The following is a 15123-nucleotide window of genomic DNA, read 5'->3' as shown; positions in this document are numbered from 1 at the left end:
GCCACTCTCTTCGTTCATTTACTTGATTAAGCCTGCTTCTTTAAATTGCTTGATTGCTGTTTCCTTATATTTCTTCATGTCAAACTTGGTATCCAACGTTTGGAGGAAATTGTCCCAATTGGATAGGGGATCTTTGCCTGTCATAAATTTGACTAAGCTTTCATTAATGAAACGCGAACGGTCAGTTGCCAAGGTATCGCTAGGGTCTGCGGTCAATAAGTTTCCAGGCAACGTTGGCCCCACATATTGCTGATTGTTCACGAAAGCTTCTGCCGTCTTAGGATTCTGGAAACTGAAGTACTCGGCATCGTCACCACGGCGCGGCATTCTGTAATGATCGACCCATAAGTACTTTTCTTTCATTTCCTTCGATAATTCGGACGTTTTATTTTTGATCTTGCCGTCCACTACATCCCAATGAATTCCTTTGATTCCGTATGCAAAATTCGGATAGGCTTCTTCGTCCGTAAAGAGATAATTCAGCATGGACAAGATCCGAATGATTTTGTCCTTATCCGCTTTCTTGGAGATGGCCCATGAATTGCCTTGGAACGATTTTCTCTCTACGATTTGATCGCCGTAAGGACCTACCATTGGAGGAATTACGATCCATTCCGGCACCTCTCCGCTGATTTCTTTCATTTTCTGCTGATAATCCGGCTCCAGCCTGCGCGGATCCCTGATCATGAAGCCGACTTTCCCTTTAAATAGCTTTTGGTCCAACAAATCAGGCGAGGTCATCGTCACCCAATCGGGGTCTACCACATTGGCTGCCATCATTTTATTAATGTAAGCAAGCGCTTCTTTCATTTTGGGATCGATAAATAGAAATACCGGTTCATTATCTTTTACTTCAATGGCTGATGGAGGATTGACGCCAAACATCCACATCAAGCTATCAAAGCCGTAAGTTTGCAAACTGCCCTCTTTATTCATGCCGCCGATGAATCCGTACGTATCGTTTTTGCCGTTTCCGTCCGGGTCTTTCTCTGTAAAGGCTTTCATGACTTCAAACAGCTCGTCAGGTGTCGTTGGCACTTCCATATTCAGCTTTTTCAACCAATCATTGCGGATGAAGAAGCTTCGGCTGATACCGTTTACATTATCATAACCTGGAACTCCAATGGTTTTCCCTTGATAGGACATCGCCTCCCAGGAGTCGCTGCTAAAACGTTTCTGAAGTTCAGGGAATTGATCCAGATACGGTGTCAAATCCGCAAGAACGCCTTGGTCATAATATTGCGCGAGATCGGACCGACTCTTCAAGAAAAGCAAATCCGGGATATCACCGCCTGCAATAAGCGTATTTAGTTTGGTTGTTGATTGCCCAGCCTGAGGAATCGTCATATCCAAGTCGATGTTCATTGCCTTCTCCAGCATTTGCCGTTGAATGTCTTCATCGCGTGGAGGAATCGGAGCGGCAGCGTTGAACGTGCCTTGGTTAAACATCGTGATTTTCATTTTTTTCGCAAACGGGTTATCCGTAGATGGTGAACTGCTCGAAGCTGTAGGCTTAACCTCCTCTTCTTGATCCCCACATCCCGACAATAGCGTTCCGAGCCCTACAATAGCAGCCAGAATGGCAAATGATATCTTTGTTCTTTGCATATTGACCTCTCCTTTGCTTGTATATTATCACGGTTTCCCGTAACAACCTAGATAAGATTTGCTTTTTAACCTTTAATCGATCCCATGAGCATACCCTTGGTAAAATGCTTTTGCATAAATGGATACACGATCAAAATGGGGACCGTAGTCACGACAACAGCAGCCATTTGAACAGCGAACTGGCTAACCGTTCCGGTATTGGCCATCGACTCAGCACTTTGATTTGCAATGTTAAGCAGAATGTTGCGCAAGACAACTTGAAGCGGCATTAAATTCGCATCATTGATATACACAATCGCATCGAAATAACTATTCCAATGCCCTACTGCGTAAAATAGGGAAATCGTGGCGAGGACAGGCATGGAAAGCGGTAAAATGATTTTCCATAGCGACTGAAGTTCACTTGCGCCGTCAACTCTCGCCGATTCCTCAATTTCAGCAGGCAATTGTTCAAAAAAGCCTTTAATGATCACCAGATTAAATGCACTAATGAGATGTGGAATAATTAAAACCCATGGACTATTTAACATCCCCAAAGAGCGGATTAACAAATAAGTCGGAATTAACCCCCCGCTAAACATCATGGTAAACACAATGAATAATAAAAACGGACTGCGTCCCGGCAAATATTTTTTGGATAACGGGTACGCCGCGATTACCGTAAAAAACACATTTAACGCCGTGCCTACAATCGTTCGGAACAGCGTTATTTTATACGCCTGCCCTATACCATTAGAAATGAATACTTCCTTATAGGCTGCAAAGGTAAAGGATTCTGGTATAATCACAATCCCTCTTCTTAAAACTTCCGATTCCGGTGTTACCGAAACAGCGACCACATATAAAAAGGGAAGCAAGCAAAGCAGCGATAGCACAATAAGAATAAAATAAACGGTTGATTGCCATGCCTTTTCCCCGATCGTCAGCTTAACCATATCTCATACCACCTCACCAAATTTGACCATCGAATTTTTTGGCAATCTTGTTTGCAGCCAATACTAAAATAAATCCGATGACAGCTTTAAACAATCCCACAGCAGTTGCGAGGCCAATCTTAAGACGCTCCAGCCCCTCGCGGTATACCCATGTGTCGATAATATCGATTTTTTCCTGGTTAAAAGTATTGGCAAACATGAAGATTTGGTCAAAACCAGCGTCCAGAATATGGCTTAATTTAAGAATGAGCATCAGAATAATGACTCCTCGAATGCCGGGCAACGTTACATGCCAGAGCTGTCTCGATTTGGAAGCGCCATCCATTCGAGCTGCTTCATATAAGCTTGGGTCAATCCCTGATAATGCGGCAAGGTATAGTATCGCTCCCCAACCGATGTCCTTCCATATTTCAGACGAGATGACCAGCAGTCTTCCCCAAGCAGGCTCCGTTAAGAAGGAGATGGGATCAAAACCGTTTTCCTTCAAAATCATATTGAAAAGGCCATCACCCGGAGCCAATAATGCAACCATCAATCCATAAACAATGACCCAAGACAGAAAATGGGGTAAATAAGTGATGGTTTGTACGATTTTCTTAAACCATTGGGTATGAACTTCATTAAGAAGCAAAGCAAGTGCGATGGGAGCGGAGAAACCGAACAATAGCTTATACAACGATATAATTATCGTGTTTCTCATGATGTCCCAGAAATAAACGCCGTTAATAAAATCTGTAAAATTTTTAAATCCGACCCACGGGCTATCCCATAACCCCAAAGCCAGATTGTAGTTTTTAAAAGCAATAATGATTCCGGCTAATGGGATGTATTTGAATACGGCAAAGTAAACCAATGCCGGAATTAATAGAAGGTACATCACTTTATACTTTTGTATGGTCCTTAACCACGAATTCCGCTTTTTGGAGAGGGGAATAGCTTCCGCTGCCAATTTCGATTGCATGTCATCACCTCTTCTTTATTTATATTAGTATAATAGCACCCCCCTATCTGATAAATTTCTGTCATTTCAAGAATTTCTTATAAGATATTAAGTAAGTTGGCTTTCGATAGTTCTAAGTAAAAGATTTCTACTGAGATCTGCCAAATAAAGTAATTCTCTACTGTGCTTTACAACGAAGGTGAAGGCGCCAATCGATTATTTATCCCTTAAAAATAAAAAAAACCGCCTTATAGGYGGCAAAACTTCTATTTGCACTATTCATCTGTTCGTATCAGATCAGAGGTGTTTATCAAATTCCACATCGTATTTATTGAAGATGGCCTTATATTTATTTTCGAATATAGTCCATCGCTTTTCTGTTCCGTACTTTTCCTGCAATGCCTTCAAATAATGTTTAGCCGCTGCTATATCATTGGATTGTAACAGTAAATGAAAGCTCTCTTCACCCAGATGTAAAAATCAGTATTTGGCCTCTTCGTCGACCATAAGCTCGGCTTCACACCGAAGGATATTGCTTTCATTTTCACCTTTGCATCCATTGGAGGCGCACTCATTCAGTTATCCATTTTCGGCTGGCTCATCAACCGTTTCGGCGATAAGCAAGTCATTACACTTTGTCTGCTCGCTTCAGGGGTGTTCGTCCAGCTGACGTTGTTCGTTCATTAATATTGGCTGATTTTTGCAGTTACTTTTGTTATATTTTTGTCCATTGATATTTTACGCCCCACTATTAGCACGCAAATGTCCATGGTTGCGAATGAACAGCAGGGATATGTGGCAGGACTTAACTCTGCCTTTACGAGCCTGGGCAATATTATCGGACCGATATCAGCCGGAATAGGCAAAACTAAACGGCCTCAGTCCAATGGAGTTTAGGACTAAGACCGTTTAACAGGTTTTATTATTTGTAATGTCTACTTGACGGGGTGCAGTTCATAATATCGGCAGCCTCGTTTTGTTGATTCTTACGCTATAGTATTGTTCGATTGTGGAACCAATGATTACATAAGCTTATACAACTTCCTCTTGGCGTTGAATATGCAATAAAGCGCCTTTTAATGTAAGGTTATTTCGTCAGAACCAGCGGCAAACGATTGACCCCGAACATCATCCAGCTGTCCAGCCGCTCCAGCGTGTGCGAACGATCTCTTGTATAGTCAGGAAACCTGCTAAGTAGTGTTTGAATGGCGATCTTGCTCTCCAAGCGGGCAAGCTGAGAGCCCAAGCAGAAGTGAATGCCGTGTCCCAATGCCAGATGCGGATTCGGGTTGCGATGGATATCGAATTGTTCTGGAGTATCAAATTGGTCTCCATCATGATTGGCCGACCCGATCCAGAGGTTGACCATTTGTCCGGGCGAAAGCGTTTGGCCGTGAAGAACAGTCGTCTTTTTAACGATTCGAATCATCGTTTGAACGGGAGAGCAATACCGTAGCACCTCTTCGATGGCTTGCGGAATCATGGAAGGTTCCTCGATTAGACTTTTCCTTGCCTCTCTGTCGCTATCTAGGCACAGTAAGGCTGACGTTATAAGATTGGTCGTCGTTTCATTCCCCGCCACCAGCAGCAGAATGCAGAATCCGATGATCTCCAAGTCACTTAATTGTTCGCCTTCGACCTTTGCATGAACGAGATTGCTGATGAGATCATCCTGCGGGTCAAGCCGTCTTCGATTCATGATGTCGGAGAAATAGTCGCTCATTTCCTTCTGGCATTGAAAATAACGTTCTCCGTCATTCCCAACTAGCGAATCCGACCATTCCTTGAACCGGTCACGATCCACGGACGGAATGCCCAGCATTTCGACGATGACGATGATCGGCAGAGGGCTCGCATAATCGAGAAGGGCATCCATCTCCCCCGTCTCTTCTGCTTGATCGCACAATTGCTGCGCAATCGATTCAATTTTCGGTGCGAGCGCTTCGATAGCCCGAGGCGTGAAAGCTTGTGAAACGAGCATACGCAGCTGTCGGTGTTTAGGTGGATCCTGCCTAAGAATGCTTGAGTTGATCGGCTCCATGGCGCTTTCCGTCCCTTTTGAAGAATAATGCTCATGATCGGCAAATATCTTCTTTACATCTTCGTACTTGTACACGTCCCAAGTATTTTTCTCCGAATTGAACACGACAGGGGAAGAGATTCGCATTTCTTTAAACCAAGACAAAGGTATCAGTTCGCTGTCAGTTTTCCAATTCATACGTCGCATCGCCGCTTTCCGCTTAGAATGAAATCAGTTCAACATACCATCTGGCTTGCCGCCGGGTGTCAAAAACAACCCGGTCGTAATAATCTGATAAAGAAAATGTTCAAGATCGTCGCGGTTCATACTACTGCCATAGGTTAGGAAGTAATCGCAGGAACTGTTGAGCAATCCGACAATCCCTGCAGCAGCTAAACTGCAATTGACATTGATCATTAGCCCCTCTTCCCGGCTTCCTTCTAGCACCTCTGCTATAAAACGAATATAGCCGAGCTTCAACTCATTCAATTCCTCTAGTACTTCCTGATCGATTCCGTTCGACAATTCGTTGAACACGATATGTGCGAATCCGCTGGAATCCAGAAACAAGTCGAGATTGTGCTGGATGATTCGCCTGATTTGTTCTTCCAACGAAAGATCAGTTCGCAGCTCATTCCGTATTCGATCGGTAATTACCTGCAGTCCATCCATTACGATCGTCTTAAACAGCTGTGCTTTTCCTGGAAAATGATAATACAACGTCCCTTTGGCAACCTTTGCTCTAAGTGCGATATCGTCCATACTAGCTCGGTGGTATCCATTCTCCGAGAAAACGTCTATAGCTGCTGACATGATTTTCGTTTTGCTCAATGCGAACTGTCTCTCCTTTTCGTAATAAACTGACTAGTCAGTACAACTGATATACTAATGGTAACACTTGGTAAAATGATTGTCAATCATAATTGCCTTTTTCGTTATTCGGTACAAATTCTTGACATAGCACATTGCTAAGTATATGTACCGAAAAAACAAAAAAACCACGATATACGCGGTTTTTAATAGCTTTTCTCCTATTTAGGCATGCTCAAGAATTCCCTTTAGATTTCTATTTTTTCAAGCTTATCAAAAACACTATCAACCCATTCTTGGTCATCCCATCGTTTTGAATCATGAAGTTTTCTAACAGCGGGGTGTCCAGTTACAATCGTATCTACACCGTCTTTGTTTCCAAAGTACAAATCAACGATTTTTAATATTTTATTTTCTGTTTGAACTAACATCTTAAAGCTCATACCAGATCCTTGGTTCGAAAAAGGTAAATTTACGTAGTAAAGATTTTTATCAAGTTGTTTGAATTCTGCTTCCGTAAATTCATTTTCCAGACCGAAAATAACACTAAACTCTCCCTTTAATTCTTTTCTTTGTTCTAGCTCTAGCATTTTATTTGTGTATTTTAGAAGATTATCGTTAGATATGTAATTTCTAAATGTGACTGCTTTTTGTTCTGCGATAGCACCGGTATACAAATTCACAAAAGCTTTTCCAAATGTGACAACGGTTTCTCGATCGTCATCACTAATTTGATCTCTTTTAATTGAAAATTGCAGATTGGATAGGTCACTTAATATTTCCGCTGCTGATGTCTCTGGTAGTTCCAAAGAAGCTTCTTCACTTAATGGTATATTATTTGAGTCAGCAATTTGTCCTAATGCATCTTTCCCCTTTATTACAGGATTTGATAGCAATCCAATCCCAACTGCTATCATAATGACAATTGAGAAAAAAAGTAACCAAAACCTCGGTTTTCTGTAATTCAACACGTTTTTAATCCTCCCTTTTACATTCCCCTCACCAAATGCAAGCGGACTTCCATTCAAAATATGTCTATCAGTAGCAAGCGATAATAATGATGACGCATAAGATTTTTTTATATCCATATCAGAATTCATCTTTTTCAGTACATGTTCATCACAGGAGAATTCCATATCCCTACTCATTAACATGAATGCTACCCATACAAGAGGATTAAACCAGTGCAGGGATAATATCAAGAAGGCTGCTGGCTTAATAATATGATCATATCGTTTAATATGAGTCTGTTCGTGCAACAGAATATAGCTGCGCTCCTCATCATGTAGCCCATTAGGTAAAAAAATCTTTGGTCGTAAAAAGCCAAGTACAAAAGGTGTTTTCAAATTCTAAACCTCGTAAATATTCTGCTCTGTCCATTGTGCATTTTGAGCTGTTTTTTAAGAGAAATACAGATGCCAGGCTATAAATAAGCAATGCCATCATACAGATGAACCAAAGATATGATCCAATTTGTATGTAAATCTGCAATGGATTCACACTTTCCCCATTCAGAGCAGTCAGTGCTGGAAATGTCCCGCCTACAAATGAATCGACCACTTCTATCCCACTATTAATCTCTAGGAATAGCTACTCCTATTATTTCTTGTGCTTCAGCTTTCTTTTAATGTGAACACCAATTAAACCGATAATTATAAAGCAACCTCCCGTAAATATCATGCCTAGAAAATTAGTCAAAATTAAATCAGGATTGGGACCATTTCCTACTGGACCAACTTTAGGTTTATAAGCATCAAAATAATAAAAAACAGCCATTATTGTCATTATCGCACCTATAAATATATTAAATACTGATATCCATAGTTTATATTTTTCCGGTTGTATAATGAGAAAATAAATATTTTGGATGATTACGTAAGCCAAGAATATCCCTTTGTAGATCACCTTTATATCACCTTTCCTCAAAATGGAATCGTACCTAATAAAACCTTTTATTAGTCACTATTGTTCGACTGTCTTGCCTGTTAGCTTAACGGGCTGCCGTAGAGTTATATATAAAGTTCAATGAATCCGCCCATCCAATATCCAGATGAGTGTGTTTTACAATACTATACTACCTATCCTGTTCCTTTATCACCTGCTCAATCCCCTTCAGAATCAGCTGCATGCCGAATTCAAACGCTCCATCGGTCCCTATCAGATTGAATAGCCCATTTTTGTACATCCCTCGAAACATTCCCGCATCTGTCTCGCTCATGGAGTCCAGAAGACTGGTTATCTCTCCATCGCGTAGCCCTCCCTGCTCCTCTAGCATAGTGGATACAACGCGCTCATGCTGATAATTGTCCAAAACGAAGTAGAAGACATAGTTTACCAGCGTAAGCACGGCTTGTAATTTTTGCTCTTGCTCAAGTGGCGTCGATTCCATGCAGAGCAGCATTCGGTTGGTGAACCGGATCATGTCTGGTTCGTGTGGCAGCGTCAGCATCATGAGCTGCGTGGAGCAGGGATATCGTCTGAGCACACTCCGTACGGTTACCGCAAATTCTACTAGCTGCTCCCTCCAATCCCCCTCAGAGTGAAACTCCTCCAAAATGATCTTCGATACATAGTTGGCCAGGCGCTGATAGAGATTCTGCTTGCTCTTGAAATACCAGTACAGAGAGGGAGCCTGAATGCCCAGACGATCGGCCAAGCGTCTCATGCTGAATTTCTCAATGCCTTCCTCTCCAAGAAGCTCCCACGAGGTTTCCAAAATTTTATCCTCCGAAATCTGAGGCTGCTTTTTTTTCATCGGTATCCGTCCTTTTTATCTAACAGTGTAAGTTTTTGCTTTACAGGTTTATAGGTTCATGATATCATCTAACACTGTAAGACACAAACTAACACTGTTAGATTGAAGATCGAAATAAATAAAGAAAGTAGTGATACACATGGATACAGAAAACCTCCATTATTTTGAAAAAGCACCCGTCTCAAAAGCTGTAGCTCACTTCGCTGTACCGATGATGCTAGGCATGTCAATGAGTGTCTTATACTCCATCTTGAATGCCTATTTCCTTGGTACACTCCACAATACAGCTATGTTGACTGCACTCGCACTCACCTTGCCGTTATTCGCGGCCATTATGGCACTAGGTAACTTGATTGGCATCGGTAGCGGTGCATTCATCTCTCGATTGCTGGGAGAGAAAAAATATGATGATGTTAAGCATGTGTCTTCATTCGCCTTTTACAGCAGTTTAGTTCTCGGTTTTATCGTGATGGCCGTTAGCCTCCCGTTGATTGATCAAATCGTTCATGGCCTCGGGGCAACGCCTGACTCCTTTGGATTTACAAAAGACTATGTCACGATTATGCTTATTGGTTCACCTATCGTCGTATTATTTTTCACGCTGGAGAATATTGTGCGCTCGGAAGGATCAGCTACCACGTCGATGATCGGTATGATTATCAGTGTTGTCGTAAATATTATTCTAGATGCCCTAGTCATCTTCGTTTTCCATTGGGACGTAATCGGCGTTGCGTCTGCTACAGTCATTTCTAATTTGGTTGCGAGTATATACTACGCCTTTCATATTAGATATAAAAGCCAATTTTTGACCATTTCGATAAAATGGTTTAAGGCTACCAAGGACATTCTAAGCAATGTATTCAAAATCGGAGTTCCCGTTTTTGTTATGAGTATCTTCATGGGTGCAATGTCGCTCATCTTTAACCATTTTCTTGTCGAATATGGGGAGCAAGCTATAGCGGGGTTCGGTATTTCATCGCGATTGCTGCAATTTCCAGAGTTTATTCTGATGGGATTATGTGAGGGAGTAGTGCCGATGATTGCTTTCTCTTTTACAGCGAATAAATTACGCATGAAGCATACCATTACATTCACAATTAAAGTGGTTGTTGCGTTAGCAGTCGTGTTCGGTGTTATCGTCTATCTGATTTCCGACCATTTAATTGGTATATTTACGAATGACCCGCAATTAATTGAAATGGGCAGCTACATTCTGCATGTGACGTTCTTATCCTTGTTTATTACAGGAATGACCTCGTTGTTTACGGGAATTTTCCAAGCAACAGCGCAAGGAACCGCCGCGTTTATTATGTCAATTATTCAAGGAATTACTCTGATTCCTGTGTTGTTTATAGCTAATCGCTTGAATGGCTTTCATGGGGTGGTCTGGTCGCTTGTTATAGCGGATGCCGTCGCGTTCCTTGTTGGAGCCATCATGCTGTATGTCTTACGGAATAAATTGCAGCCGGATTTGGAAAGTCTAGTGCACTAGTAACGAATAATACGCATGAGGCAGGATAAGGGCACTCCTTGATCTTGCCTTTCTTCGAGTCAAATCGTAAATTAAACCCAGTACCGATACAGTACTGGGTCGCACTTCTTCATTTAAAACCGTTTTTTATAAACCCTCATCGCAAAGAAGTAAGCTACAAACAAGATCCCAACGCACCATGCAAGCGCAATCCACAGATCATTGCCCACCGGCTGGTTTGACAGCAACGCTCGAATGGCTTCAACGATGGAAGTTACCGGCTGGTTTTCGGCAAAGGCACGAACGACCGAAGGCATCGATTCGGTAGGCACAAATGCCGAGCTAATAAACGGAAGGAAGATGATCGGGTAGGAAAAAGCGCTTGCCCCATCCACCGATTTTGCCAACAATCCTGCAATGGCAGCGACCCAGGTTAATGCCAGCGTAAACAGCATGAGTATGCCAGCTACTGCTAGCCAGTCTAGTATCCCGGCCGAAGAACGAAAACCCATAATCAACGCTACGAGAATGATAACGACAACCGAGATAGCATTGGATACCAGTGAGGTCAGCACATGCCCCCATAGTAAGGTAGAACGCGATATCGGCATGGAATGAAACCGCTCGAAAATACCTCGCTGCACATCGGTAAACAGACGAAAAGCCGTGTAGGATATCCCGCTAGCAATCGCAATGAGCAGTATTCCGGGCAATAGATAATTTACGTAGTTATCCGTACCAGTTTGAATTGCACCGCCAAACACATAGACAAACAGCAGCATCATCGCAATCGGAGTGATGCAGACCGTGACGATGGTGTCCATACTGCGGGAAATATGGCGCATGGAACGTCCGAGCATAACACCCAAATCGTTTAAAAAATGTTTTTTTACCGTCTCCATTTATGCTCCCTCCTTCTTGCCAATAATGGAGAGGAATATCTCTTCCAATGTCGGCTGCTTCTCAATATACTCCACTTTCGTTGATGGAAACATCTTTTTTAGCTCCAAAAGCGTACCGCTGGCGATGATTTTACCCTTGTGCAGAATAGCTATTCGGTCAGCGAGCTGTTCTGCCTCTTCCAAATACTGCGTAGTTAGAAATACCGTAGTGCCGCTGTCTGCAAGCTCCTTCACGATCTTCCAAACCTCGATGCGTGCCTCGGGATCAAGGCCAGTGGTCGGCTCGTCGAGGAAAATAACCTGCGGTTTCCCTACAAAGCTCAATGCGATGTCGAGCCTGCGGCGCATCCCACCCGAATAAGTAGATACCCTGCGGTTGGCGGCTTCTGTCAGGCCAAAGCGTTTAAGCAAGTCGTCCGCAACTTGCCGCGGATTACTCAGGTATCGTAGTTTGGCAATCATGATTAGGTTTTCTCGTCCGGTCATTAGTTCGTCTACGGAGGCAAATTGTCCGGTTAAACTAATCGCCTGCCTCACATGATCAGGTTTGGACGCCACATCGAACCCCTCAACGACGGCGGTTCCACTGTCTTGTTTGAGCAGCGTGGTGAGGATTTTGACAACCGTCGTTTTACCTGCACCGTTTGAACCGAGCAGTGCAAATATACTGCCCTGTTCCACTTCGAAATCTACTCCCTGAAGGACGGCAAGCTCTTTGTAAGACTTTTGCAGACCTATAACTTGAATTGATTTCTTTTTCATGTTTTTTCCCCTCCTTATCGAACTGTAACCTTAGACAATTCGGCTCCCATACCTTTAAGCGCAGCATAGGTAAGTTTATCCATGACTGCATCGTCAAAGCAGATGGTTTTAATGGAGCGGTAATACTTATTAGTCAAGGAAAAAAATGCTTGAAAAGAAACATTCTTGAGTGTAGCGCCCTTAAATGAAACTTCATTTATAGCAGACTTATCAAACTTAACGCCGATAAAGGTTTGCCCGTCAAGACATAGCCCACTCAGGTCACAATATTTGAAGTCCACGCCGTCAAAGATACAACCTTCAAAAATTGTTTTTTTAAGGTCGATCTTGTTTAGCGTAACGTCGGTTAGTTTTACACCTGTAAATTTTACTCCTTCCATCCCCGAAATGCTGAAGTTGGTACGTACAAGGATCGATTTATTGAAGCTCGCATTGGAAAGATCATTGACAGATAGGGTACAGTCGGTTAGATTTGCACCGTTAAAATTGGCTTCACGTATGTCGCTGCTCTTAAATGTGCTTCCGGTCAAATCTGCACCTGCAAAGTCAGAGCCGTGTAATGCACTCGAGGTGAAATTTCCTTTATGCGCAATAACACCTGCAAAGTCACTCTTTGGCAAATTGCTCGCGCTAAAGTTTGTCAGTACTTGCCTCTCCAGGGAGCGGGAGAGATTGGCGACTTCCAGTATCGTTTCCTCGATGTCGCCGATGCTCTCAATGGTCATATTAAACGCTGTTTCATCGTCTTTGCCCTCGGCTTTAAGTTCACGGTACCTCTCCTGTAAATCGGAGAGCAGGTCTGCTTTTAATTCGGTGACGCTTTTCACCCCATCGTATGGTGTAAAAACGTCGTTCAAATAATTCGTCAATTTCTGATTCATCACATCAAACCTCCTATAATAAGTTTTCAAGCACGCGTTTTGCATACTCCCAGTTGCTGTTGTTGCGGGCATATGTTTCCTTGCCCTTCTCGGTAATTCTAAAATATTTGCGCCGTCCGCCCTGTGATTCATCGCCCCAATACCACTCGATATCACCGTCTGTCTCAAGACGTCTGACACTGGAATACATGGTCGCTTCTTTTAGTTCATACTCCCCGCCTGAGCGCTCCGCAATCAATTTGACAATTTCGTATCCATAGCGATCAGCTTCGGATAATAGTCGCAATATCATCGTATCGGTATGTCCGCGCAGCAGGTCGGATGTAATTTTGTTCTCACTCATTTAATCACCCCGCAACTGTATAATACGATATACTACTGTGACTGTCAAGGTACTATTTTAATCAAAATACTGTTTCTGTGATTTGGGAAGTTTGGAGAGGGAATATTGTGTGTTCTTAAGATAATGAATGCCTCTAGCCATATCGATAGCAGTTGTAAAATGAAAAATGAACCCAAGGCTCCCCTTGGGTTCACGCGATTAGTTACCTTGTGTGTCTTTGCAGCATGGCATGTGACATGGTACCCCCCACAACTTAACTGTGAGAAAGTATCTTATTTCAATTCATTCTCATTCAAGCCGGTGGAATACTTTGAGGATTGTTGAACACATTATTTGGATCATACTTAGCTTTTACTCTACGCAGCCTAGGAAAGTTTTTACCATAATAAACAGGACCAGAACATTTGATGCCTTGGTCAGGCACATTGATATACGAGCCTACGATATATGGCTGCAGCTTATGCCTCGTGTTCCGTGCTAAGGCAATATTTTTAGCGGCATGAGATGGCTTAACCCATGAGCTGTTCCATTCGACATAAAATTGAGCTTTACGCCAGTAGAACGCTGTGGCTTTAGGTGCGATACGGCTTATAGCACCACCCCAGTTAAGGAAGAAGAAGCCGGCCGGAGTCCCTCCCTCAGCGTTTTCTAGAAACTCGCGCATAACTTTATAGGCTTTATCTGGAAAAGGACGTCTGCCGAAGCCGCTGGAAAACTGGTTGCTGAACTTTTGTGTCAGCACTGGATCGGGAGCTAACAAAAACTTTGTAGCTTCAATATATGGCAACAATCGGATGGTTTTTTTCGTAGGCGTCCCCACGCTTAGAATAGGCTCTAATTGACGCAGGGCTTCCGTTTTAGATCCAAGAAATAGACCGAGCATGCTAACATTTCCACCTTTTTTTGGACCGACACTTAGTTCGCTGCCCAATCTGGTGCTGGCATGAGGAGCCCAGACTTGCCATTTCTTTACGACTTTTTCGAACTGCTCCCATGGCCACGTTACGCTGAAGACGGTAGCTGTGGCTGGAGCACGCAGTACTTTGAACTTGTATTTTGTGTATACGCCAAAGTTACCGCCTCCTCCACCGCGGGAAGCCCATAGGAGATCGGAATTGCGTTTTTTGTTTGCACGGATTACTCTTCCCTTAGCGTCAACCATTTCTAGTCCGATTAGATTGTCGCTAATGAGGCCAGTCGTTCTTTGGAGCGGACCAATCCCTCCACCAAGTGTAATTCCGCCGATACCAACCGAGGGACTATCACCAAACGGTGCAATAAATCCTTGCTGTGCCAGTTTGTTTACGACTCTTCCTACCCGATTGCCCGACTCAACCACAACAGTTCTGCATTTTTTATTTAATTTAATTTTCTTCATTTCGCTAACATCGATGACAATGCCTCCGTTAACTTGAGAAAGATTGGTCTCCAAGGCGTGACGTCCACTTCTCGGGCGAATCGGAACATTATTTTTGCGAGCCCATCTTATAGCGTTTGCAACATCCTGTGTTCTTTGGGCAAAAACAAAAACTTTTGGAAATCTGTCGGTATGAGGATCCCAATTCTTACGAGCCGCTTCATAACCAGGGTTTCCCTTGAAAATCACTCGCCCCGTAAGTTTCGTTATTGATTTCATGTATCCAACTCCTTTGTTCATTTCTCCCGCAATTTAGACAGTTGCCATGTATCGTATGAT

The 15123-nt window shown here is 43.0% G+C and carries 14 protein-coding genes and 1 pseudogene; 2 read left to right on the top strand and 13 right to left on the bottom strand.

Translation table 11 applies throughout. The features are described 5' to 3' along the window. Positions 1-18 precede the first annotated feature (18 nt). The 3 genes from AB4Z45_RS02435 to AB4Z45_RS02425 form a co-directional block, all read right to left on the bottom strand. Entirely contained in the window at positions 19-1608 is a 1590-nt protein-coding gene (locus AB4Z45_RS02435; protein WP_441907725.1) for an extracellular solute-binding protein, read from the bottom strand. A 65-nt stretch (positions 1609-1673) separates the two neighbouring features. Next, complete coding sequence (locus AB4Z45_RS02430) at positions 1674-2543, bottom strand: carbohydrate ABC transporter permease (RefSeq protein WP_076266051.1); 870 nt, start codon at positions 2541-2543, stop codon at positions 1674-1676. A gap of 13 nt (positions 2544-2556) precedes the next feature. Next, on the bottom strand, positions 2557-3504 hold the full coding sequence (locus AB4Z45_RS02425; RefSeq protein ID WP_441907724.1) for an ABC transporter permease: 948 nt from the start codon (positions 3502-3504) through the stop codon (positions 2557-2559). 456 nt (positions 3505-3960) lie between these two features. Here AB4Z45_RS02425 and AB4Z45_RS02420 point away from each other — a divergent pair. Beyond that, a pseudogene (locus AB4Z45_RS02420) lies at positions 3961-4341 on the top strand (MFS transporter); the annotation flags it as partial. Between the two features lie 229 nt (positions 4342-4570). On the opposite strand, the gene AB4Z45_RS02415 reads toward AB4Z45_RS02420, so the two are convergent. The 5 genes from AB4Z45_RS02415 to AB4Z45_RS02395 all read right to left on the bottom strand — a co-directional run bounded on the left by AB4Z45_RS02415 (position 4571) and on the right by AB4Z45_RS02395 (position 9068). Then, a complete protein-coding gene (locus AB4Z45_RS02415) occupies positions 4571-5701 on the bottom strand; it encodes a cytochrome P450 (protein ID WP_441907723.1) in 1131 nt (376 codons plus the stop codon). 33 nt (positions 5702-5734) lie between these two features. Continuing rightward, complete coding sequence (locus AB4Z45_RS02410) at positions 5735-6334, bottom strand: TetR/AcrR family transcriptional regulator (protein ID WP_441907722.1); 600 nt, start codon at positions 6332-6334, stop codon at positions 5735-5737. Positions 6335-6561: 227 nt separating this feature from the next. Continuing rightward, a complete protein-coding gene (locus tag AB4Z45_RS02405) occupies positions 6562-7659 on the bottom strand; it encodes a M56 family metallopeptidase (RefSeq protein ID WP_441907721.1) in 1098 nt (365 codons plus the stop codon). Positions 7660-7912: 253 nt separating this feature from the next. Continuing rightward, positions 7913-8218, bottom strand: a complete 306-nt coding sequence (locus AB4Z45_RS02400) for a hypothetical protein (RefSeq protein ID WP_441907720.1) — start codon at positions 8216-8218, stop codon at positions 7913-7915. Between the two features lie 169 nt (positions 8219-8387). After that, complete coding sequence (locus AB4Z45_RS02395) at positions 8388-9068, bottom strand: TetR/AcrR family transcriptional regulator (RefSeq protein WP_076266043.1); 681 nt, start codon at positions 9066-9068, stop codon at positions 8388-8390. A gap of 139 nt (positions 9069-9207) precedes the next feature. On the opposite strand from AB4Z45_RS02395, the gene AB4Z45_RS02390 reads away from it, so the two are divergent. Continuing rightward, positions 9208-10560 (top strand): MATE family efflux transporter, encoded by a 1353-nt coding sequence (locus AB4Z45_RS02390; protein WP_441907719.1) that lies wholly within the window; start codon positions 9208-9210, stop codon positions 10558-10560. Between the two features lie 113 nt (positions 10561-10673). On the opposite strand, the gene AB4Z45_RS02385 is transcribed toward AB4Z45_RS02390, so the two are convergent. The 5 genes from AB4Z45_RS02385 to AB4Z45_RS02365 all read right to left on the bottom strand — a co-directional run bounded on the left by AB4Z45_RS02385 (position 10674) and on the right by AB4Z45_RS02365 (position 15063). After that, the gene (locus AB4Z45_RS02385) at positions 10674-11441 is read right to left on the bottom strand and encodes an ABC transporter permease (protein WP_441907718.1); all 768 of its coding nucleotides are present in this window, start codon (positions 11439-11441) and stop codon (positions 10674-10676) included. Then, complete coding sequence (locus AB4Z45_RS02380) at positions 11442-12203, bottom strand: ABC transporter ATP-binding protein (RefSeq protein ID WP_441907717.1); 762 nt, start codon at positions 12201-12203, stop codon at positions 11442-11444. A gap of 14 nt (positions 12204-12217) precedes the next feature. After that, complete coding sequence (locus tag AB4Z45_RS02375) at positions 12218-13084, bottom strand: pentapeptide repeat-containing protein (RefSeq protein WP_441907716.1); 867 nt, start codon at positions 13082-13084, stop codon at positions 12218-12220. Positions 13085-13097: 13 nt separating this feature from the next. Further along, positions 13098-13427 (bottom strand): PadR family transcriptional regulator, encoded by a 330-nt coding sequence (locus AB4Z45_RS02370; protein WP_076266038.1) that lies wholly within the window; start codon positions 13425-13427, stop codon positions 13098-13100. A gap of 292 nt (positions 13428-13719) precedes the next feature. Next, the gene (locus AB4Z45_RS02365) at positions 13720-15063 is read right to left on the bottom strand and encodes an FAD-binding oxidoreductase (protein ID WP_441907715.1); all 1344 of its coding nucleotides are present in this window, start codon (positions 15061-15063) and stop codon (positions 13720-13722) included. Between the last annotated feature and the right edge of the window lie 60 nt (positions 15064-15123).

Origin of the sequence: Paenibacillus sp. MCAF9, assembly GCF_052114265.1 — a bacterium.
Taxonomy (GTDB): Bacteria; Bacillota; Bacilli; order Paenibacillales; family Paenibacillaceae; genus Pristimantibacillus.
Note: the sequence above shows the minus strand (reverse complement) of the source record. Positions and strands in the feature narration are given on the sequence as shown.

What these genes read in the sequence shown, in the direction of transcription:
- AB4Z45_RS02385 (WP_441907718.1), bottom strand. Translation starts at nt 11,441, where the DNA reads ATGGAGACGGTAAAAAAACATTTTTTAAACGATTTGGGTGTTATGCTC.
- AB4Z45_RS02380 (WP_441907717.1), bottom strand. Translation starts at nt 12,203, where the DNA reads ATGAAAAAGAAATCAATTCAAGTTATAGGTCTGCAAAAGTCTTACAAA.
- AB4Z45_RS02435 (WP_441907725.1), bottom strand. Translation starts at nt 1,608, where the DNA reads ATGCAAAGAACAAAGATATCATTTGCCATTCTGGCTGCTATTGTAGGG.
- AB4Z45_RS02395 (WP_076266043.1), bottom strand. Translation starts at nt 9,068, where the DNA reads ATGAAAAAAAAGCAGCCTCAGATTTCGGAGGATAAAATTTTGGAAACC.
- AB4Z45_RS02415 (WP_441907723.1), bottom strand. Translation starts at nt 5,701, where the DNA reads ATGAATTGGAAAACTGACAGCGAACTGATACCTTTGTCTTGGTTTAAA.
- AB4Z45_RS02390 (WP_441907719.1), top strand. Translation starts at nt 9,208, where the DNA reads ATGGATACAGAAAACCTCCATTATTTTGAAAAAGCACCCGTCTCAAAA.
- AB4Z45_RS02425 (WP_441907724.1), bottom strand. Translation starts at nt 3,504, where the DNA reads ATGCAATCGAAATTGGCAGCGGAAGCTATTCCCCTCTCCAAAAAGCGG.
- AB4Z45_RS02430 (WP_076266051.1), bottom strand. Translation starts at nt 2,543, where the DNA reads ATGGTTAAGCTGACGATCGGGGAAAAGGCATGGCAATCAACCGTTTAT.
- AB4Z45_RS02370 (WP_076266038.1), bottom strand. Translation starts at nt 13,427, where the DNA reads ATGAGTGAGAACAAAATTACATCCGACCTGCTGCGCGGACATACCGAT.
- AB4Z45_RS02375 (WP_441907716.1), bottom strand. Translation starts at nt 13,084, where the DNA reads ATGAATCAGAAATTGACGAATTATTTGAACGACGTTTTTACACCATAC.
- AB4Z45_RS02365 (WP_441907715.1), bottom strand. Translation starts at nt 15,063, where the DNA reads ATGAAATCAATAACGAAACTTACGGGGCGAGTGATTTTCAAGGGAAAC.